Source organism: Sulfitobacter sp. UBA1132 (assembly GCF_002311545.1).
Taxonomy (GTDB): domain Bacteria; phylum Pseudomonadota; class Alphaproteobacteria; order Rhodobacterales; family Rhodobacteraceae; genus Sulfitobacter; species Sulfitobacter pontiacus.
Window position 1 is genome coordinate 133,180 of the sequence record NZ_DCAN01000019.1, and the last position, 19,822, is coordinate 153,001.

20 protein-coding genes, 1 tRNA gene and 1 other RNA gene are annotated in these 19,822 nt (G+C 62.1%); 14 read left to right on the forward strand and 8 right to left on the reverse strand.

What is annotated here, in order from left to right:
- Nucleotides 1–84: 84 nt before the first annotated feature.
- The 5 genes from dnaG to B4F27_RS14465 all read left to right on the forward strand — a co-directional run bounded on the left by dnaG (nucleotide 85) and on the right by B4F27_RS14465 (nucleotide 5,591).
- Entirely contained in the window at nucleotides 85–2,058 is a 1,974-nt protein-coding gene (dnaG, locus tag B4F27_RS14445) for a DNA primase (protein WP_286759974.1), read from the forward strand.
- 134 nt (nucleotides 2,059–2,192) lie between these two features.
- Complete coding sequence (rpoD, locus tag B4F27_RS14450) at nucleotides 2,193–4,175, forward strand: RNA polymerase sigma factor RpoD (protein ID WP_005849238.1); 1,983 nt, start codon at nucleotides 2,193–2,195, stop codon at nucleotides 4,173–4,175.
- 141 nt (nucleotides 4,176–4,316) lie between these two features.
- Nucleotides 4,317–4,727 carry a hypothetical protein gene (locus tag B4F27_RS14455; RefSeq protein ID WP_243250485.1) on the forward strand — a complete coding sequence of 137 codons (411 nt, stop codon included), beginning with the start codon at nucleotides 4,317–4,319 and terminating at the stop codon, nucleotides 4,725–4,727.
- A 17-nt stretch (nucleotides 4,728–4,744) separates the two neighbouring features.
- Nucleotides 4,745–5,143, forward strand: coding sequence for a hypothetical protein (locus B4F27_RS14460; RefSeq protein WP_074634574.1), 399 nt, complete (start codon nucleotides 4,745–4,747; stop codon nucleotides 5,141–5,143).
- A 34-nt stretch (nucleotides 5,144–5,177) separates the two neighbouring features.
- The gene (locus tag B4F27_RS14465) at nucleotides 5,178–5,591 is read left to right on the forward strand and encodes a secondary thiamine-phosphate synthase enzyme YjbQ (RefSeq protein WP_074634573.1); all 414 of its coding nucleotides are present in this window, start codon (nucleotides 5,178–5,180) and stop codon (nucleotides 5,589–5,591) included.
- Between the two features lie 2 nt (nucleotides 5,592–5,593).
- On the opposite strand, the gene B4F27_RS14470 is transcribed toward B4F27_RS14465, so the two are convergent.
- Complete coding sequence (locus tag B4F27_RS14470; protein WP_286759975.1) at nucleotides 5,594–6,265, reverse strand: SDR family oxidoreductase; 672 nt, start codon at nucleotides 6,263–6,265, stop codon at nucleotides 5,594–5,596.
- A gap of 193 nt (nucleotides 6,266–6,458) precedes the next feature.
- Between B4F27_RS14470 and nrdR the strand changes: the two genes are divergently transcribed.
- Together nrdR and ribD are read left to right on the forward strand one after the other, a co-directional pair.
- Nucleotides 6,459–6,926, forward strand: coding sequence for a transcriptional regulator NrdR (gene nrdR, locus B4F27_RS14475; RefSeq protein WP_005849229.1), 468 nt, complete (start codon nucleotides 6,459–6,461; stop codon nucleotides 6,924–6,926).
- 2 nt (nucleotides 6,927–6,928) lie between these two features.
- The gene (ribD, locus tag B4F27_RS14480; protein ID WP_286759976.1) at nucleotides 6,929–8,032 is read left to right on the forward strand and encodes a bifunctional diaminohydroxyphosphoribosylaminopyrimidine deaminase/5-amino-6-(5-phosphoribosylamino)uracil reductase RibD; all 1,104 of its coding nucleotides are present in this window, start codon (nucleotides 6,929–6,931) and stop codon (nucleotides 8,030–8,032) included.
- A gap of 81 nt (nucleotides 8,033–8,113) precedes the next feature.
- Here the strand turns inward: ribD and B4F27_RS14485 are convergent, their stop codons facing one another.
- From B4F27_RS14485 to B4F27_RS14495, 3 genes are all read right to left on the reverse strand, one after another.
- Nucleotides 8,114–10,150 (reverse strand): capsular polysaccharide biosynthesis protein, encoded by a 2,037-nt coding sequence (locus tag B4F27_RS14485; protein WP_286759977.1) that lies wholly within the window; start codon nucleotides 10,148–10,150, stop codon nucleotides 8,114–8,116.
- Nucleotides 10,151–10,159: 9 nt separating this feature from the next.
- On the reverse strand, nucleotides 10,160–11,245 hold the full coding sequence (locus B4F27_RS14490) for a polysaccharide biosynthesis/export family protein (RefSeq protein WP_005849224.1): 1,086 nt from the start codon (nucleotides 11,243–11,245) through the stop codon (nucleotides 10,160–10,162).
- Between the two features lie 167 nt (nucleotides 11,246–11,412).
- Nucleotides 11,413–12,705: a capsule biosynthesis protein gene (locus B4F27_RS14495; RefSeq protein WP_037953819.1), complete on the reverse strand. Its 1,293-nt coding sequence runs from the start codon at nucleotides 12,703–12,705 to the stop codon at nucleotides 11,413–11,415.
- Nucleotides 12,706–12,840: 135 nt separating this feature from the next.
- Between B4F27_RS14495 and B4F27_RS14500 the strand changes: the two genes are divergently transcribed.
- The 5 genes from B4F27_RS14500 to nusB all read left to right on the forward strand — a co-directional run bounded on the left by B4F27_RS14500 (nucleotide 12,841) and on the right by nusB (nucleotide 16,285).
- The gene (locus tag B4F27_RS14500; RefSeq protein ID WP_286759978.1) at nucleotides 12,841–13,428 is read left to right on the forward strand and encodes a riboflavin synthase; all 588 of its coding nucleotides are present in this window, start codon (nucleotides 12,841–12,843) and stop codon (nucleotides 13,426–13,428) included.
- Complete coding sequence (locus B4F27_RS14505; protein WP_286759979.1) at nucleotides 13,425–13,994, forward strand: hypothetical protein; 570 nt, start codon at nucleotides 13,425–13,427, stop codon at nucleotides 13,992–13,994. Before B4F27_RS14500 ends, B4F27_RS14505 begins: the two co-directional genes overlap by 4 nt.
- A gap of 136 nt (nucleotides 13,995–14,130) precedes the next feature.
- Nucleotides 14,131–15,255 (forward strand): 3,4-dihydroxy-2-butanone-4-phosphate synthase, encoded by a 1,125-nt coding sequence (gene ribB / locus B4F27_RS14510; protein WP_005849217.1) that lies wholly within the window; start codon nucleotides 14,131–14,133, stop codon nucleotides 15,253–15,255.
- 5 nt (nucleotides 15,256–15,260) lie between these two features.
- On the forward strand, nucleotides 15,261–15,809 hold the full coding sequence (locus B4F27_RS14515; RefSeq protein WP_009825038.1) for a 6,7-dimethyl-8-ribityllumazine synthase: 549 nt from the start codon (nucleotides 15,261–15,263) through the stop codon (nucleotides 15,807–15,809).
- Entirely contained in the window at nucleotides 15,806–16,285 is a 480-nt protein-coding gene (gene nusB / locus B4F27_RS14520) for a transcription antitermination factor NusB (RefSeq protein WP_005849213.1), read from the forward strand. Before B4F27_RS14515 ends, nusB begins: the two co-directional genes overlap by 4 nt.
- 90 nt (nucleotides 16,286–16,375) lie before the next feature.
- Here nusB and ssrS read toward each other — a convergent pair.
- The 3 genes from ssrS to B4F27_RS14530 all read right to left on the reverse strand — a co-directional run bounded on the left by ssrS (nucleotide 16,376) and on the right by B4F27_RS14530 (nucleotide 18,669).
- Nucleotides 16,376–16,529: non-coding RNA, 6S RNA (gene ssrS, locus B4F27_RS17665), on the reverse strand.
- Between the two features lie 47 nt (nucleotides 16,530–16,576).
- Nucleotides 16,577–17,344, reverse strand: coding sequence for a hypothetical protein (locus tag B4F27_RS14525; protein ID WP_074634566.1), 768 nt, complete (start codon nucleotides 17,342–17,344; stop codon nucleotides 16,577–16,579).
- Nucleotides 17,341–18,669 (reverse strand): hypothetical protein, encoded by a 1,329-nt coding sequence (locus B4F27_RS14530; protein ID WP_286759980.1) that lies wholly within the window; start codon nucleotides 18,667–18,669, stop codon nucleotides 17,341–17,343. The genes B4F27_RS14525 and B4F27_RS14530 overlap by 4 nt, the downstream gene beginning before the upstream one ends.
- 93 nt (nucleotides 18,670–18,762) lie before the next feature.
- Between B4F27_RS14530 and B4F27_RS14535 the strand changes: the two genes are divergently transcribed.
- The gene (locus tag B4F27_RS14535) at nucleotides 18,763–19,230 is read left to right on the forward strand and encodes an MmcB family DNA repair protein (RefSeq protein ID WP_286759981.1); all 468 of its coding nucleotides are present in this window, start codon (nucleotides 18,763–18,765) and stop codon (nucleotides 19,228–19,230) included.
- Nucleotides 19,231–19,321: 91 nt separating this feature from the next.
- On the opposite strand, the gene B4F27_RS14540 is transcribed toward B4F27_RS14535, so the two are convergent.
- On the reverse strand, nucleotides 19,322–19,522 hold the full coding sequence (locus B4F27_RS14540) for a DUF6324 family protein (protein ID WP_005849205.1): 201 nt from the start codon (nucleotides 19,520–19,522) through the stop codon (nucleotides 19,322–19,324).
- Nucleotides 19,523–19,670: 148 nt separating this feature from the next.
- Here B4F27_RS14540 and B4F27_RS14545 point away from each other — a divergent pair.
- A tRNA-His gene (locus B4F27_RS14545) sits at nucleotides 19,671–19,747 on the forward strand.
- Nucleotides 19,748–19,822 lie beyond the last annotated feature (75 nt).

The following is a 19,822-nucleotide window of genomic DNA, read 5'->3' on the forward strand; positions in this document are numbered from 1 at the left end:
CCCGGAGTTTATCCGGCAAAATGAAGCCCGTCGCGCAGGCTTTGGGTGCTGGACTTTGGCCCTGCCGACCCAATATAAAACAGTATGAGCCTGCCCCCTGGATTTTTGGATGAACTGCGCAGCCGTGCCAGCCTGTCACAGGTGGTGGGGCGCAAAGTGATGTGGGATCCGCGCAAGTCCAATCAGGGCAAGGGCGATATGTGGGCTCCGTGCCCGTTCCACCAGGAAAAATCCGCCAGCTTCCACGTCGATGACCGCAAGGGATTCTACTATTGTTTCGGGTGCCACGCCAAGGGGGACGCGATCTCTTTCGTGCGCGAGACCGAGAATGTCAGCTTTATGGAAGCGGTAGAGATTCTGGCGCGTGAGGCTGGGATGCCCATGCCCAAACAAGACCCGCGCGCGCAGGAGAAGGCGGATAAGCGCACTCAACTGGCCGAGGTGATGGAACTGGCGGTGCAGTATTTCCGGCTGCAGCTGCGCACCGCTGCGGCAGGGGCCGCGCGCGACTATCTTGCCGGGCGCGGGCTGACGCCGCAGGCCTTGGAGCAATGGGAAATCGGCTTCGCGCCGGACCAGTGGCAAGGGCTTTGGGATCACCTCAAGGCCAAGAACGTCGAGGATGCGTTGATCCTTGGGGCGGGGCTGGCCAAGCCTTCGTCCAAGGGCGGGCGGCCTTATGATACTTTCCGGGGCCGGATCATGTATCCGATACGGGATGCGCGGGGGCGGGCGATTGCCTTTGGCGGGCGGGCAATGGACCCGAATGACAACGCCAAATATCTGAACTCCCCCGAGACGGAGCTTTTTGACAAAGGCCGCAGCCTCTACAATGTGCGCGACGCGCGGACCGCGGCAGGGCAGGGCAAGCCGTTGATCGTGGCCGAAGGCTATATGGATGTGATTGCATTGGTGCAGGCCGGTTTCGGTGCGGCGGTGGCCCCCTTGGGCACGGCGATCACCGAGAGCCAGCTGCAGATGTTGTGGCGTATCTCGCCCGAGCCGATCATCACGCTGGACGGGGATGCGGCGGGTCAACGTGCGGCCATGCGCTTGATCGATCTGGCGCTGCCGCTGCTTGAGGCGGGGCAATCCTTGCGTTTTGCCGTGATGCCTGACGGGCAGGATCCGGATGATCTGCTCCGCGCGCACGGGGCACCAGCGTTGCAAAAGTTACTGGATAACGCGATGCCAATGGTGCGTCTGCTCTGGCAGCGCGAAACCGACGGTCGCGTTTTCGACAGCCCCGAGCGTAAGGCAGGGTTGGACAAGGCGCTGCGCGAAAAGATCATGATGATCAAAGACCTGTCGATCCGCAGCCATTATGGCCAGGAAATCAAGGATCTGCGCTGGCAGCTCTTCCGTCCGCAAAAGGCCAAGAGAGATTTTAGCCCCGTCGCGCGCGCCTCCGGTGGTGGCAAATGGGCCCCCGCGCCGCAGGGGCCGTCCCCGAGTGCGAAATCCTCTATTCTGGTGACCGCAGCCGGGCTGGGAGCGACGGAGCATCTGCGCGAGGCGGTGATCCTGATGGCCCTGCTGGGCTGTCCGCAGCTGGTGGAAGAGTTCGAGAACGGGCTGGCCGCGATGCGGTGTCAGGACCCTGATCACGGGCGTATCCGCGATTTGATGTTGCGCCATGTACATCACGATCCGGCGGTGTTGCGCGAAAAGATTTATGACGCAGTGGGGGAGTACACCCTTGAAAACATGCTGTCGCAGCGCCACGTAGCCATCACGCCCTGCATCCGAAGCCCTGGCAACCTGGAAAAGACGCGCATGACTGTCGCCGAAGAACTGGGCAAGCTGGAAGCCGTGCGCGGGCTGGACGAAGAGATTGCCGATGCGGTCGAAGATCTGACCGGCACCGCTGATGAAGGGCTGACATGGCGGTTGGGCGAAGCGGCACGCAACGCTGATCGCGCACAGCGCAGCGGGCAGGAAGATACCGCAGAATACGACATTGCCGAGAACGGTGCCCACATCAGCCGGGACGAACGCAGCGCTTTTGACGCATTGCTGGGGTCGATCCTGAAGGGTGATGCGAAAGACAAAAAATGAACCCGGCGTGGCTTTTTCGCCGGGATGTTTAACAAAATACAGGGTAACGGGTTTAAGAATCACCCAGAACCCCGCATGATTCGAACAACCGAATCACGTCACGTGATTCGCACCCATTCGCTGGAGGAAATTTCATGGCCGCCAAAGACACCAACGAAGACGCGAAGTCTGACGACCAGGATGCCGGCCATTCGCTTGATATGAGCCAAGCCGCCGTCAAAAAGATGATCGGCGAAGCCCGTGAAAAGGGCTATATCACCTACGATCAGCTGAACACCGTTCTGCCCCCTGACCAAGTCAGCTCGGAGCAGATCGAGGATGTGATGTCGATGTTGTCCGAAATGGGCATCAACGTGATCGAGGACGAAGAAGCCGAAGAAGAAGACGCCAAGGGCGGGACCGAAATTGCGACCACGGAAAGCAACCGTGATGTGGCGCTGTCCTCTGGCACGTCCGAAAAGCTGGACCGCACGGATGACCCCGTTCGCATGTATCTGCGCGAGATGGGATCGGTTGAACTGCTGAGCCGTGAGGGCGAGATCGCCATTGCCAAGCGGATCGAGGCAGGGCGCAACACGATGATCGCGGGGCTGTGTGAAAGCCCGCTGACCTTCCAGGCGATCACGATCTGGCGCGACGAACTTTTGTCCGAAGACATTTTGCTGCGCGATGTCATCGACCTCGAGGCGACATTCGGCACCCAGATGGGCGACGAAGAGGAAACGACTCCGGTCGTGCCAACCGCGGGCACCGAGACAAAGCCCGCCGAAAGCACTAGCGAAGTTGACGCCGACGGCAATCCGATCTCGAACGATGACGACGACGAGGATGATGACGAACAGGCCAACATGTCGCTGGCCGCGATGGAAGCCGCGCTGAAGCCGCAAGTGCTGGAAGCGCTCGACATCATTGCCGATGACTACGTCAAGTTGAGCCAAATTCAGGACAGCCGGATTTCGGCCACCCTGAACGAGGACGGCACCTTTTCGAAGACCGATGAGGAAGAATACCAGCGCGTCCGGTCCGAGATCGTGGCTTTGGTCAACGACCTGCACCTGCACAACAACCGTATCGAAGCGCTGATCGACCAGCTTTACGGCATCAACCGCCGCATCATGCAGATCGACTCTGCGATGGTGAAGCTTGCCGACCAGGCGCGCATCAACCGCAAGGAATTCGTCGACGCCTATCGCGGCTACGAGCTGGACCCCAACTGGATGGAGCGGATGGCCGAGAAGTCCGGTCGCGGCTGGCAGATGTTCATCGAACGGTCCTCTGACAAGGTGGATGAGCTGCGGGCTGATATGGCGCAGGTGGGTCAATACGTCGGTCTTGATATCTCTGAATTCCGCCGCATCGTGCAGCAGGTTCAGAAGGGCGAGAAAGAGGCCCGTCAGGCCAAGAAAGAAATGGTCGAGGCGAACTTGCGTCTCGTGATCTCGATCGCCAAGAAATACACCAACCGTGGCCTGCAGTTCCTTGATCTCATTCAGGAAGGGAACATCGGCCTGATGAAGGCCGTCGACAAGTTCGAGTACCGTCGCGGCTATAAATTCTCGACCTATGCGACATGGTGGATCCGTCAGGCGATCACCCGTTCCATCGCGGATCAGGCGCGCACCATCCGTATTCCGGTGCATATGATCGAAACGATCAACAAGCTGGTTCGGACCGGCCGCCAGATGCTGCACGAGATTGGCCGCGAGCCGACGCCGGAAGAGCTGGCCGAGAAACTGCAGATGCCGCTTGAGAAAGTGCGCAAGGTGATGAAGATCGCCAAGGAGCCGATCTCTCTTGAAACGCCTATTGGTGACGAGGAAGACAGCCAGCTTGGTGATTTCATCGAGGATAAGAATGCCGTGCTGCCGCTCGACAGCGCCATTCAGGAAAACCTCAAGGAGACCACGACACGGGTTCTGGCCAGCCTCACCCCGCGCGAGGAACGTGTGCTGCGGATGCGCTTCGGCATCGGCATGAACACCGACCACACGCTGGAAGAAGTCGGCCAGCAGTTCAGCGTGACCCGCGAACGTATCCGTCAGATCGAGGCGAAGGCGCTGCGCAAGCTCAAGCACCCAAGCCGGTCGCGCAAGCTGCGGTCGTTCCTCGATCAGTAAGCACGTGATCGCGAGAGTTTTGAAAGGCGGGTGTTCAGGCACCCGCCTTTTTTCATGCGCTGAAGCGACGATCTCGAAGCTGTGAATTTAAAATCCCGCCGCGCAGCCTATCTGTGAACCACGCACCAAACAGGAGCCGCCATGAAACGCCTTGCCCTTGCCGCCATTCTCTCTGCCGCCCCGCTCGCCGCGTTTGCGCAATCCTTTACCGCGGTGAACGAGCTGCAGGTCATCCCGCTGTCGGGCGCATCCTTCGAGGTGATCGAGGATCATGGCGAAGGGGCCAGGGGCATGTGGTGTGCCGCCGCCGAATTTGCCGAGGAAAGGCTGGGCACGCCAAGCGCTGCTGAGATCTACGTCAAGTCGCCGCGCGGGCCATCTATCAGCGGGGTAGGGCGCACGGGCGTCGTCTTTACCCTGAATGATGCAGAGCTGTCGGAGCCTGCGTTCAAATCCTATTCGGTATCGGTGCGCAACGCGGGTCAGGCCCTGCCCGTAGGCCACGCCATACAGTTCTGCAAGGACTACATCCTTGAACTTAAAGACTTTTGAAAATTTGGAATACCACAATGAAAACCCTGACCACCGCTTGCGTACTGGCCGCATTGGCAATGACCCCAGCCTTCGCACAGGCCTATGTGCCGAATGACCGTCTGACTTTCACACCGACCGAGGGCGGCGTGCATATCAGCGGCAGCACCGGCTTTGGTGCGCGCGGGCATTGGTGTGCCGCGGCGGATTATGCGCTGCGCGAAATGGGCGCGCAGGACAGTCAGAAGCTGTATGTAAGCGAGCCGCGCGCGCGTGGTTTTGGCGGAGATGGTGGTGTCACCTTCACGCTGGATCCCGCGGGGCTGACCCCGTCGCCCGTCGTGATCTTGGGCGGATCCTTGACCAAGGCCGGGTCGGCCATGACCATCAGCCACGGGATCACGCTCTGCGGTGGTTTGCAATCGCCCGGGCGTTGAGGCTAGCCTGACCCATCAGCACAAGGCGGGCGGAATGAACAGCGAGTTTACGGTCAAGACCGGCGGGCAGGGGCTCTACGAGGTGACGGATCAGGTGCATCAGGCGCTGTCAGGGCAACGCTCTGACGGGTTGGTGACACTGTTTCTGCGCCATACCTCCGCCTCGCTGCTTATTCAGGAAAACGCGGACCCGGATGTGCAGCGCGATCTGCTGGCATATTTCTCGCGTCTGGTGCCACCTGCGGACGACCCGTCAATGTCCTACCTCCGGCATACGCTGGAAGGACCAGATGACATGCCCGCGCATATCAAGGCGGCAGTGCTGCCCGTTACGCTCAGCATCCCCGTGGTTGCAGGCCGCATGGTGTTGGGCACATGGCAAGGCATCTATCTGTTCGAACACCGCGACGCGCCCCATAGCAGACGCATCGCGGTGCATTTCGCCTGAACTCAATCCACCGGCATCAAGTGGATCTCGCGCACGGCTGCGTGGGCCGGTGCCTCTAGCGCGTGCATCACGGCCGATGCCACGTCTTCTGGTTTCAGCTTGTCGGGCTTGGCTTCGTCAAAGAACGCCGTGTCCACCATCCCGGGAGAGACAACCATACAGCGCCCGCCCCATTCCGCCATTTCGTCGGCAAGGTTGCCCGCAAAGCCGTGGATAAAAAACTTGGTCGCGCCGTAGATCGACCCTTTGATGTGGCGGCGTCCCGCGGCGGAACCGGTCACAACATACTGCCCCGTGGTCTTGCGCAGATATGGCATCGCGGCATGGGCCGTATAGAGCGCGCCCATCACGTTCAGATCGATCATCGATTTCCAGTCGTCCGGGTCTCCCTTTTCGGTGCCGCCCGGCGATGTCCCCCGTCCTGCATTGGCAAAGACAGCATCGATTTGCCCGAACTTTTGCGCAAGGCGGCTCATGGCCTGTTCCTGATCGTCGTATTGCGTGGCGTCGCCGGCCAGCACCAGCGCCTGATCCCCGATCTCGCGCGCGAGATCTTTCAGCTTGTCTTCGCTGCGGGCGAAAAGCCCGACGTTCCAGCCGGCCTTGGCTGCAGCGCGGGCGGTGGCTGCACCGATCCCGCTTGAGGCTCCGGTGATGAAAAGCGTCTTGGTCATAGTGAATTCCTTTCAGATCAGTCGTCTTGCAGGGACAACGCATGGTATCAGGCAAAGTTCAGGGCAGTTTTCCCCGCTACAACATATAGATGGGCATTTCGCCCCTACCCAAAACCTCGCGTTGGTCCTATAGTTTTGGGGAATGGGGGTGTTTCACCCCCTATTGAGCAGGTTTAAGATAAGGGGACCGGCTATGCGCTGCCCGTTTTGCGGAAATATCGACACCCAAGTTAAAGACAGCCGCCCGGCCGAGGATCACGTTTCGATCCGCCGCCGCCGTTTCTGTCCCGCCTGCGGGGGCCGGTTTACCACCTATGAACGGGTACAGCTGCGTGATCTGGTTGTCGTCAAAACCTCGGGCAAGCGCGAGGATTTCGACCGTGACAAGCTGGAACGCTCCATCCGGATCTCGATGCAGAAACGCCCGATTGATCCCGAACGGATCGATCAGATGATCAGCGGCATCGTGCGCCGTTTGGAAAGCATGGGCGAAACCGATGTCGGATCGAAACAGATCGGCGAGATCGTGATGGAGGCACTGGCCCGCATCGACACCGTCGCCTACGTCCGCTTTGCCAGCGTCTACAAGAACTTTCAGGCGGCAGATGATTTCGATAAATTCGTGCAGGAACTGCGGCCCGATACCCCTGCGGACGAATAAGCATGTCTAACGACGCGCGCTTTATGGCGCTGGCCTTGTCGCTGGGCCGGCGCGGGCAGGGGGCTGTCTGGCCCAATCCCGCCGTGGGCTGCGTCATCGTGCAGCAAGGCCGCATTGTCGGGCGTGGCTGGACCCAGCCGGGCGGCAGGCCCCATGCGGAACCCCAAGCGCTGCGTCAGGCCGGACCTGCGGCACAGGGGGCGACGGTCTATGTCACCCTCGAACCCTGCGCCCATACCGGCAAGACGCCGCCCTGCGCCGATGCGCTTGTCGCCGCCAAGCCTGCGCGCGTGGTGATCGCCTGCACCGACAGCGATCCACGCGTCAGCGGCAAGGGCATTGCGATCCTCCGCGCTGCGGGCATTATCGTTGACGTAGGCGTGCTCGAAGATGAAGCCCGCGCGGATCATCTGGGCTTTTTCCTGCGTGTCGACGAAGGCCGCCCGATGGTGACGCTCAAGCTCGCCAGCAGCTTTGACGGTCGCATTGCCACCGCGTCGGGCGAAAGCCAGTGGATCACAGCCCCGCCCGCCCGCCGCGTGGTCCATGCCATGCGCAATCGTCATGACGCGGTCATGGTGGGCGGTGGCACGGCGCGGCAGGATGACCCCAGCTTGACCGTGCGCGACCTTGGCACCACGCGCCAGCCGACGAGGATTGTTGTGTCGAACGGGCTGGACATCCCGCTGAATGGCGCGCTCGCCAGAACCGCCAATGACATCCCCCTGATCCTTTGCCACGGCCCCAAGGCCCCGGCAGAGCTGATCGAGACCTGGGAAAGCCTTGGCGCGACGCTGATCTCTTGCGCACCAAAGATGGGCCAGATCGACGCCGATGACATGCTCCAGCAGCTTGGCCGCCACGGTCTGACACGCATCTTCTGCGAGGGGGGCGGCGGACTGGCTGCGACGCTGCTAAAGGCGGATCTCGTAGATCAACTCGTCGGGTTTACGGCGGGTCTGGCCCTTGGCGCGGACGGCCTGCCCGCCATCGCGCCGCTGCAGCTTCCACGTCTGGCACAGGCCCCGCGCTTCACCCTGACCGAAACTTCGCGCATCGGCCCGGACCTCCTCCACATCTGGGCTCGCAGCAACACGCCCACCTAACCCCTTCCAAATGGCTCAAAATCCCGGGGGCGCGGGGGCTGGCCCCCGCCTCTGATCTGCACATGGGCTGGCCCCGCTGTGCTATCGCCGCCGCCACAAATGCGCCTGTGTGGCAAACACGCCCTGCAGCTTCGCCAGCGCCCGGTTCGCCACCCCGCGCCGCGGCAGATCACCCGAGGCCAACCGCTCTACCACCACCTCGACCGCGCAGGCGGTACCGCTGCGCGGATCAAAGTAGCGCGGATAATCGATCAGGGCGGCATGCGCCAAACCTTCTATGCTCACCTCTGCCCTTCGCCGCGCCGGGATATCGCCGCGGTCTTCGGTCAGCCCCCAGCCCGCGTAGAAGGGGGCACCTAAGGTCACCACCTTGACGCCGCGCAGCAGGGCCTCGAACCCCAGCAGCGATGTCATGGTCCAAACCTCATCCACATGCGCCAGCAGGGCGATGGGGTCGGCATCGGTGAGCACACGGTCCGCCAGCCCGCCTGCGTCAATCGCGCCGCGGCGCAGCCCGGCCTCTACGTCGGGATGGGGCTTGTACAGGATCACGGCGTCGGGATGCGCGGCGCGCGCGGCGTGTAGCAGCGCCAGATTGGTGGATACCGCATCGGTGCCCGCACGGATGGAGGCGTCGTCCTCCACCTGACCTGGTACCAGAATGCGCCGTCCGGCGGGCAGGGCGTCCAGATCGCCACCGCCGCCAAGGTTATACTTGCTCAGCCCCGTGTCGCGCAGCGCCGCGATCAACCGTGCCGCGCGGCGCGACTGGTCGGGGCGCATTTTGGCGCGTGACGTGATCAGCTGTTCCAACCGGCTGGGGCTGCGCGGGTCATAGTAGATACCCAGATCATCGCAGACCAGCGACAGGGGCGGCACCAGATCGGCCCCCAATCCGCGCGAGCGCAGGAAACCGTCCTCGACCCGCAGGGCACCGGCATGGGCCTGCGTCGCTTTCGACGCCCAGACCATCCAGGGCTTGCCTGTGGCGCGGGCAGCCTTTGGATCATTCTGGTAGGTCACCGGCGACCAGCGGCCAAAGAAACGCTGCAAGGGCTGACGTTTCCACAGGCGCATGTCAGAGGCGACCCAGCCCCGGTGGTTTTCGCGCCAGGCCCGGGTCTGCGCGGCCATCGCCTCTATCACCGTTTCCAGATCACACAGGCAGTCACGGTGCGGATCGTACCATTTTGGATAAAGGATCATCGCTCCTGCAAAAAGTTGTGCACGGGTCAGCACACGTTGGCGCCGCTGCACGGGGAATTCGTCTTCGGTCAGGCCCCATCCCGCATAGAAGGGCTGCCCGAACACCCGGGGCTTGTGGCCTGCAAAGATCGCCTCGAACCCCATCTGTGACGACACGGTATAGACACGCACGGCCCCTTCAAACAGGATCCAGGGGCTGATGGGGGCGGTCAGCAGGGTTATGCGGCCGTTGGCGTCCTCAGGCCCGAAATGACCGCTGCGATAGCCCTTTGCGGTTTCCGGATGGGTCTTGATGATGATCCGCGCGCCGGGGTTCTCTTGCTGGGCAAAGACCAGCATCTCAAGGAACCGCGACCGGTCCGCGCCCGAGGCCGCGACCGACGCATCACCCAAGGTCTGGTCGATCACCAGCACATAGCCGGGGTCCGGCGCGGGGGGCGCGGTGTCGAACCCGCTGTATTTGGTCAGATGCGCCTCGGTGATGCGGTGGATGGCACCGCGCGCACGGTCCAGCAAAGCCGTGTCATCCAGCGGGTGGCTGGTCAGGATGTCCTCAAGCTCGGAGGGCTGTGTCGGGTCGAAGTGCAGCCCCTTGTGATCGATCAGCAGACCCAGCGGCGGCTCGCCTGCGCGGCCGGGAAACAGCGACCGCAGCATCGCGTCTTCGACGCGGACAACGGGCAGCCCTTTTTTGGATGCGACGGCCAGCCCACGATGCGCGGTGCCCGCATTGCCCCAGACAGCGATGGCATCGCCGTCGCGCGGCATGCCCAGATGCAGGCTATAGCCCGACAGCTGCAAGATGCGCCGCACCCGTCGGTTGGTGATGAAGCCGCCGTTAAACACAAAAAGCCGCCGGTCCCGTGGGGAACCGGCGGCGGGTGTGTCGTATATTTCAGGCCCTAAAGCCATCGGTCCAGATCAGTTGCTCGACGCGAGCGACGACAGGTTGTTGACCGAGCTGGCCGACCCCGTGATCGAGGAGATGACCTTGCTCCACTGGGTGAAGGGGGCTTCGGTGACGTAGAGCGTATCGCCATCACGGATCACGAAATCGCGGGCCATGAACATGCCGTTGGGCTTGGTCAGGTCAAGCACATAGACCATGCGCTGTGCGCCTTGCAGGTCATTGCGGCCCAGAACCTGTGCCACGACCGCTTCGGGTTCGTTGCGGAAGACGAAAACACCTGTCGGGTCAGCGGTGCCCGCGTTCAGCCCGCCCACCTGTGCGATGCCTTCAAGCGCCGACAGGTTCTTGGTCTCGAACGGGACTTTCTGCTGCGCGCCGGTGGCACCAAGGGCCACAAAGGACCGTGTATCTTCCTCGATCAGGATCCGATCCCCGCCGCGCAGGGCGATGTCGAGCTCTGGGTGGCTGTAAAGATCTTCAAGCCAGATTTTGCCCCGCTGATTGCCACGCAGCACGGTGACCTGCGCGATCTGGGGGGTGATGGTCACACCACCGGCCCGCGCCAGCATGGTGGCAAGCGTGCGCGTCGGGCGTTCAATCGCATAGACACCCTGCGCACCGACAGAGCCGACAAGCGACACGGTCGCCCCGTCACCTGCCAGACGGCGCACCTGAACCTGCGGGTCTGGCGTTTGTTCGGACAGTTTGTTGGTGATGATGCGGCGGATCGCTTCGGGGGAATTGCCAGCGGCCTTGATCCGGCCCGCGTAGGGCACAAAGATGAACCCCGATCCGTCGACCTGCACTTCTTCCAGCACGGTGGCGTTGGCCCCTTGGGCGGCCAGCAAGCCATCATCGACGTTTTCCCAGATCGTCAGCCCCAGCGTATCACCGGGGTTGATCGTATCCGACCCAAGCTGACCGGCGTTGATGAACCCCGGGCTAAAGCCAAGCGCGGGGGCGACGGCGGTGGCGCGGGTCACACGGTCGTTGACGGCGACAACAAATGCGTCGCCTTCCTTCTGGACCGATCCGGCAAAGATCTGACGTTTGTTCGGGCCAACCTGCGGAAGGCCACATGAAGATACCACGGCCATAGCCGCAAGTAATGCGATGGGACGCGCCCACCGGAAGGGTACGGATTTCACTGCCCGGTCTCCTCGACCTGTTCTTGTTCTGCCTCGAATTCGCCGATTTTTTCGGCGTAATTATCATCGGCTTAGCGCAGATTGGATCGAAAAGCTACTGTCTGGGCGAAAAACGCTCAGGTGACGGCCCGCAACTGTTGCCTTGGTGCCGCGGTTCCCAGCTCTAGCGCGTCGTAGGGGTCTTCGGGGGCGAGCATCATATCGACCACTTGCCGCATCAACTGCGTGCGCGCGCGTGCCGCATAAAATCCGCCCGGTACCTGCGAGGTTTCCAGCAAATACCGGCGATAGTCCTTGTAGGCCTTGTTATCGGGGCGCGAGGCGGCGGCAAAGAATTGCGCCAGCGGCTGGTCCGAGACGAATTCGGGTTTCGCATAGACGGCGCTGCCAAACACCTTGAGCGGAATTCCGCGCCACAGCACCTGCTGACCGGCGGTGGAGTTCACGGTAACGGCCGTGCGGGCATCGTTGAGCAGCTGCGCCAGCTTGCCGCCGCGCACGAAATGCACCCGGTCCGCGACACCCAGATCTCGCGCCACCTGTTTGACCACGCGGCGCAGAGGTGCGCGGCCGTCTTCCAGAGGATGTGCCTTCACAACAAGATGATGGTGGCGCGGCGCGCCCTTGGCGAAGCCTTCCAGCACCACGGTCAGGAAATCTGTCATCGTCTCGAAGGGGGAGTGTTCCTGGAACGAGCTGTCATGCTCCAGCTGCAGCAGTGCCAGATGGTAGGGGAAGCCGCCGAGCCGGATACGCAGCGTTGCGATCAGCCGGTCCAGCGCCAGCGCGGGCATCAGCAGCAGCCGCTTGAGGTACAGCTTGAACTCCTTGGTCACCGGCAAGCTGCGATGCGGGCGGAAGTTACGGTAGTCGCCGTTCCGGAACAGCACAAACCAGTGATAGAGCGCGCCATAAAACACATGCTGGCGCATATCACCCCAATGACCGGGGGGGAGGGGGGCCTCCATATCCGAATTGGCCAGTGCGGCCTGCATCTGTTCGATGGACATGTCCATCAGCCGTGAATTGCCGTTGGACCCGCCGCGTTCATAGGTGACCCAATAGGGGCGCATGTAGCCTTCTTCAAAGACATGCACGGTCAGGCCGCGGGCCTTGGCCTCGGCCACGGCTTGGGCGTGGATCGGGCGGGTGTCGCCATAAAGCACGATATCTGTGACACCCTTGTCGGCGAGCAGCGCAACAAAGGTGTCTTTCCACGTGTCAGCTGTTCCGCGAAACGGGATATAGCTGCGCGGGTGGAACCAGAAGGCCCGATCGCCTGCGTTGAACCCCACACGCCAAACCTGCGCCCCCGCCAGACGAAGCATCTTGCCCAGACGGTTGAAGAAGGGACCATGCGGCCCTTGCAGGAAAAGGAAGACCCGTTCACGGGGTGCTGCGGCGTTCATCGGTTGCTTTCGGTTTATCTTGGTCATCGGGCAGACAAACACCGGATACCGGCGAAAATGTGGCGTGTCTGTGGACTTGTCATGCTGCGGGCAGAGGTCTACTTCGGTAGCGACCAGTATAGAAGAGGCAGGCGCATGTTTACAGGCATTATCACGGACATCGGAAAGATCACCAAGCTTGAACAGCAAGGCGACCTGCGCGCGCGGATCGAAACGGGCTATGATACCAGCGGCATCGACATGGGGGCCTCTATCGCCAGTGATGGCGTGTGCCTGACCGTGGTGGATCTGGGGGCCGATTGGTACGAGGTGCAGATCAGCGCCGAGACCGTGGCCAAGACCAACCTTGGCGCATGGGAGGTCGGACGCCGTCTGAACCTTGAACGCGCGCTGAAGGTCGGGGACGAATTGGGCGGGCATATCGTGTCGGGCCATGTCGATGGCGTGGCCGAGGTGGTGGCGCTGCGCGACGAGGGCGACAGCACCCGCGTGACCCTGCGCGCGCCCGAGGGTCTGGCGCGTTTCATTGCCCCCAAAGGCTCTGTCGCGCTGAACGGCACCTCGCTGACCGTGAACGAGGTCGACGGCTGCGACTTCGGCATCAACTTTATCCCCCACACCAAAGAGGTGACCACATGGGGTGATGTCGCCATCGGGGACCGCATCAACCTGGAGATCGACACATTGGCCCGCTATGTTGCGCGGCTGGCGGAAATGTCATGATCGCGGGGATCGGACATAATCAGGGCCCCAGCCTTGAGCGTGGCCAGAAATGGCGCGCTTTCCAGTGGCAAAAGGCCCGCGAGGCGGCGATGCCTTCAGCTATCCCGCTGATGGTGGTCAAGATGCGCGTGGCGCGCGCCCGCGAGCTGGGGTTGGACTACAAGGCCTATGCCGCGATCCGTCAGGCCACGGGGCGCGATATTCTGGCGCTGCTGTTCTCGTCCAATGCGCTGCGGGTGGTCCGAGCGGGGGCACCGCATATCCCTCTGCGCGAGGCCGAGGTGCTGGACAAGGTGCAGCGCGCCCAGAAGCTGGCGCTGGTACATCGCCCGCTGCGGCCCGACAGGGTGGCACAGGCGAATCCCGTGCTGGATCACGTGGCCGAGGCCCCCAAGTTCACCGACAGCTGGAGCGCGATGCGCGATCATCTGGGGCAGGTGGTTCAAGGGCGCAAACTGGTCGGCGATCAGGTGCTGATCATTGGCGATACCGGATTGGAACGGGACTGGGCCACCGCAAGCAAGGCGGCGGGCTATGTGGATGCCGCGCGCTATTTCGGCGCTTAACGCGGACCGCCGCGCGGGGTGACGGTGCGGAATTGAGTTTATTTGGCAAAATGAAGCAGGGACGGGGGTGGCCCTGCTCTGGCAAAGGCGCGTGGGGTGGGGTATGTGCCACTGCAACAACGATTGAGGTGACCCCATGCAATTTGAAACGCCCGGACCGGTCGAGGCTGAATTGGCGGATGCCATCGCGCCCATCGAAGAGATCATCGAAGAGGCCCGTCAGGGTCGCATGTTCGTGCTGGTCGATCACGAAGACCGCGAGAACGAAGGCGATCTGGTAATCCCCGCGCAGTTTGCGGATGCGGATGCGATCAACTTTATGGCCACCCACGGGCGCGGGCTGATCTGTCTGCCGATGACCGAGGAACGGGTCAACACGCTGGGTTTGCCGATGATGGCGGTGAATAATTCTGCCCGCCACGAGACGGCCTTTACCGTATCGATCGAAGCGCGCGAGGGAGTGACCACCGGTATTTCCGCCGCCGACCGTGCGCTGACCGTCAAGGTCGCCATCGACGAGGATAAAGGCGCGGTGGATATCGCCACGCCGGGGCATGTGTTTCCGCTGCGCGCACGCGATGGCGGCGTCTTGGTCCGTGCGGGTCACACCGAGGCTGCCGTCGATATCTCGCGCCTTGCGGGGCTGCATCCGTCCGGTGTGATCTGCGAGATCATGAAGGAAGACGGCACCATGGCCCGCCTGCCGGATCTGGTTGCGTTTTGTCAGCAGCACGACATGAAGATTGGCACAATCAGCGATCTGATCGCCTATCGCCACAAGCATGACAACCTGCTGGTGGAGCGCGACAGCCGCACCGTGACCTCTGCCTATGGGGGCGATTGGAAGATGCAGATTTTTACCGACGAGATCAGCGGCACCGATCATGTCGTCCTGTCCAAGGGCGATATCACGACGGATGCGCCGGTTCTGGTTCGCACCCATGCGATTAACGCGCTTGAGGATATCCTCGGCCTCGGGCCAAGCCCCGCCGACGAATTGCCACGCGCGATGCAGATCATCGCGGACGAAGGCCGTGGCGCGGTGCTGTTGTTCCGCGATCCCGACCCGCGGTTGCGTTTCGAGGACGAAGAGGATGATCGCCCCCGTACCGTCAAACGCACCGGTCTTGGGTCGCAGATCATGGCGAGCCTTGGGTTGCACAAGCTGATCTTGCTGACGGATAACCCCGATACGCGCTATCTGGGGCTGGACGCCTATGACCTTAGCATCGTGGGCACGCGCCCCATCACGCAGGAGTAAATGCAATGGCTGCTGGAAATCATACGACGCTGACCACGCCGCGCTTTGACACGCCGGTTAAGGTTCTGATCGTCATTTCGCCCTATTACTCGGACATCGCCGAGGGCTTGCTGAAAGGCGCCAAGGCAGAGCTCGAGGCCGCCGGGGCTGAATGGGACGTGGTGGAAATGCCCGGCGCGCTGGAAATCCCGACCGCCATCGGTATCTCTGACCGCAAGAGCAATTTTGACGGCTACGTGGCGCTTGGCTGTGTCATCCGCGGCGAGACGACGCATTACGAGACCGTGTGCAACGACAGCAGCCGCGCCTTGCAGCTGATGGGGTTGCAGGGCATCTGTATCGGCAACGGCATCCTGACCGTCGAGAACCACGAACAGGCCGCCGTGCGCGCCGATCCGGCGGGGCAAAACAAGGGTGGCGGTGCGGCAGCTGCGGCCTTGCATCTGATCGCGCTGAGCCGTAAGTGGGGCGACATTCGCAAAGACATCGGTTTCAAGCCGCGCTCGGATGAATATCTGATGGCGGGCGACAATGACGGACCCAAGACAGCATGACATCCTCCGCCGGCCTTTCGGGCAATCAAAAACGCAAGATGAAATCAGCTTCGCGGCTTTATGCCGTGCAGGCCCTGTTCCAGATGGAGCATTCCTCGCAAAGCTTTGACACCGTGCGCAAGGAGTTCCTTGAGCACCGCTTTGGCGCCAGTTACGACGGTCAGGAAATGATCGATGGTGACATCCGGCATTTTGCAGACCTGCTTGAGACGGCGGTGAACTATCAGGCCGCGATTGACCAGATGACCGACCGTGCGCTGGTGGCTAAATGGGCCATCGCGCGGATCGACCCTACTTTGCGTGCCCTGTTCCGCGCCGCCGGTGCCGAGCTGCGCGCGCAGGAAACGCCGCCGCGGGTCGTGATCAACGAATATGTCGACGTGGCCCGTGCCTTCTTTGAGGGGGGCGACGAGCCGAAGTTCGTGAACGCCGTTCTGGATCATATGGCCCGCGAAGCCCGTCCGGAAGAGTTCTGAGCCGGACAGGCTCAGCTCATCATCTTTGGCCGACAGCGACAGACCAGCGAAAAACCTGATATTTTCGGGCTGATATTGTCGGGAAAGTGTGACGGGACCACCGCTGCCGTTCTGTTCTATATTCCCGAGGACCTGTATGTACAGGTGGGCGCCAGATAAACGAACCAGGGCTCGAACAGAGCCAGCTCCCTCGGATTTGCTTAAGGCCACTGGAATGTAACTTTTACAAACAGGGCAGAACCCGTCACCCCCGTTAAGTAGGCGCGACCATAGCCTGCGACAAGGGGTATTCTAGCTTGGCTCGGTGTTTTCGACAAAGCGGTAGCGAGTCAGCTCTTCGGGCAGCAGCAGATAGATTTCATCCGGCGGCGTGACCAGCGCGTGCTGCATGACCAGCGGGTCGATGCCCATCTGATCCAGATAGGTCATGACCTCGCCTTGGCCGCGCTGGATGTCCTCCACCGCGACAAACGCGGGGAGCAGGGTGCTTTCACCGAAGAAATGCTGGTGCACCCCGACAGAGGCATCCTCTGGCACGTCGCGGCTGGTGCCCGCGGCCAATAGATAGGGGCAGGCGGAATAGCAGATATCGCCGCTGCGCAGGGCGGTCGTGAGCTCAGCATCCCGCAGATACCGCCCCAGACGCAGCGCGTCGCTGACCGACCCACCGGGCGAATTCAGGATCACGCCCTCGGGTTGGGGATCAAGTGCGGTGATCTGTTTCTCGATGCGTTCGGCATCACCCGCCATGATGCCCCCTTCCAGCAGCACGCGCGCGCCGCCTTCGACCACGGTCAGGGTCAGCCGTTCGGGCAGGGGTGTGTCCGGCATGGGGCGGCCGCCGGGGCGGGCGCGGTCGGGTTGAAACCGGCGGGTCTGGTCGCCGGGGCGCGTGGGTTCGGTCAGCCCCGGGGCACGCGGACCAAAGCCGGGCAGGCGCAGCCCCTCGTCCAGATCACCCCAAAAGAGCAGCCCCGCCAACCCCAGCTGAAAGATCAGAACGCCGCCCAGAACCCGTGCCACCGGTGGGCGTTTGGAAGGATCACGTCGCAGTTTCATGTGGTTTTCGAAGGCGTGCTAAGGGCAGGATTCTCGGTCACGATATCATGGGGCGCAGCGTCATCGCGGTCTTCCCACGCGTTTTCATCGACAGATGTGCCCTTCATCGCCGCATCCATGTCACGCATCGCCAGCACCGCGGCCCGCAATTCGGCAAGGGTGAGTGTTTCCTCGATCGCGCTGCCCTCGCGGCCTTCGCGGATCGCTCCTTGGGTTATGGCGAGGATGAAGACCAGCACGGCGGGCAACAGATCAATGGCAATCGCGCCGGCCCAGGAGGGCACGAAGTTGCGCGCGTATTTGATCACCGCATCGGCGCTGGAAATCGGGGTGTAGGTCGTCTCTGTTGGCGGGGCCATGGCCAGCACGTCTTGGGCAGCGCGCTCCAGTGTGGCGGCACGTTGGGCCAGAACCTCAAGCACGGCACTGATGGTCGAGGCCTGATTGCCCCGCACCTCGACACTGCTGCCATCCAGTTCGGGCAGCACGACAGAGGCCGACAGATCCTGCGCGGCGCGTTCGACCAGCGGGGCGACTGACAGTTGCCGCAAGCGCGTGATCAACCCGGCAAGCCGTACCGCCTGTTCGGAAAATTCGACTGATCGCGCTTCCACCGGACCGGGTTCGACCGTCAGCGCGCGCATCCGGCTGAGGATCTGGTTGCCCTCGACAAAAGCGTCATTGACCAGCGGGGTCTGGGTGGCGATCTGCGCCTCCAGCCCTGACAGCTCTGCCGATTTCTGTCGCAGCACGCGGAACACGGCGCCACGCCCCGCCAAGCCCGACAGCCCGCCCGTGGCCTCCTGTTCGCTCAGATCCTCGAAACTTTGACGCACACGGGCAACGTCCCGCTCCAACCCTTGCGCGGAAAGGGTGATCTCATGCGCGCGCTCCAACGAGCCTTGGTAATCCTGCACGGTCTCGGCCAGATGCTGTTCCACCGCTGCAGATCCGGCAAGGGCGGCGGCGTTCAGCCAGCTCGACATCGCGATGATCGCGACGCTTCCCAGCGACATGGCCCCCAACAGCCCGACCCGCGCACGGGCGCTGCGGACCGCCGGAAACAGGCGCAGCATATAGGACCAGAACACAAAGATGCCCACGGAAACAGCAGCGGAATAGGCGATCGCGGCAAAGGCCGACATCGCCCCGTTGTCATCCAGCAAGGACGACACCCCAAGATAGGTGTAGATGCCCGACGCCACCGCCAGCACCCCAAGCGCTGTGCCCGAAAACGTATCGAGCCAGCCCAGATGCCCTTCGAGTTCGCGCGCATAGCGGATGCCGCGCTGTTGATGTGTCGAGTTTTCGCCGTCGCGCGCCATATGCCCACCCTGTTTTCTTTTGAACTAGATAGGTTGCGCGCTGCGGATTACCAAGCGCTTGCCTGATGTTCATGAATTGTTCATATTGCTCCCATGACCCAGACCGACCTGATGACCGCCCCGACCTTGCAACCCGGACAGTTGATTGCCCGTGGTGTGACCCGCCAGCTTGCCGCACTCGGTTTCGCGAGCGTGGAAGAGTTGGTGCCCACGCGAGGGCTGCGGGTGGATGTGATGGCGCTTGGTCCCAAGGGGGAGATCTGGATCGTTGAATGCAAATCCAGCCGTGCCGATTTCATGTCCGACAGCAAATGGGACGGGTACCTCGAATGGGCCGACAGTTTCTTTTGGGCGGTGGATGCGGATTTCGACGTCGACCTGCTGCCCGAGGACACCGGCCTGTTTATCGGTGACAGCTACGGGGCAGAGCTCGTGCGCATGGGGCCGGAAACCCGACTGGCTGCCGCGCGCCGCAAAAAGATGACCCATCTCTTTGCCACCCATGCCGCGCGCAGGCTGCATATGCTGCGCGACCCGCATGCCATGCCGCAGTGGGGCTAGGGTACATCAATATTCCAAATGGAAAATATCCCGGGGGTGCCGCGCAAAGGCGCGGCGGGGGCTGGCCCCCATCCCGACCGGGCAACATGCGTTATCGCTTGTTCTTGCCAGCTTTGCCCGCACGATGGGCGGCGGCCATGATCTCTTCCGCGATTTCAACGGCTTCATCCGTGGTGAAATCCATCGGGATCTCGATCCCGCCTTCCGCTTCGATGAACAGCCGGACCATGCCCTTATCGGTTGGCCCGATTTGCAGGTTGGCTTCAATGTCGCGTTCTGTGTCGATGCCCATGAGGTTTCTCCGAAACTGTGTCAGGTCCCGTACCCTGCGGCGCTGGAAATGGCAAGTTTTGCCATTCTCACCTGTGATAGGACAAATCGAAGTTTGCGACGGATATGTGCTTGCATTCCTTTTTCATGAACGCTAGATCGACCGCAGTGCCGCCTTAGCTCAGTTGGTTAGAGCGCCTGATTGTGGATCAGGAGGTCCCTGGTTCGAGACCAGGAGGTGGTACCACTCTCCCCCCCCGAAAAAATTAGAGCATATTTCTGTGCGGCGTGATGTTTTCGTGCGCCGTGCCTCGGCACTGTG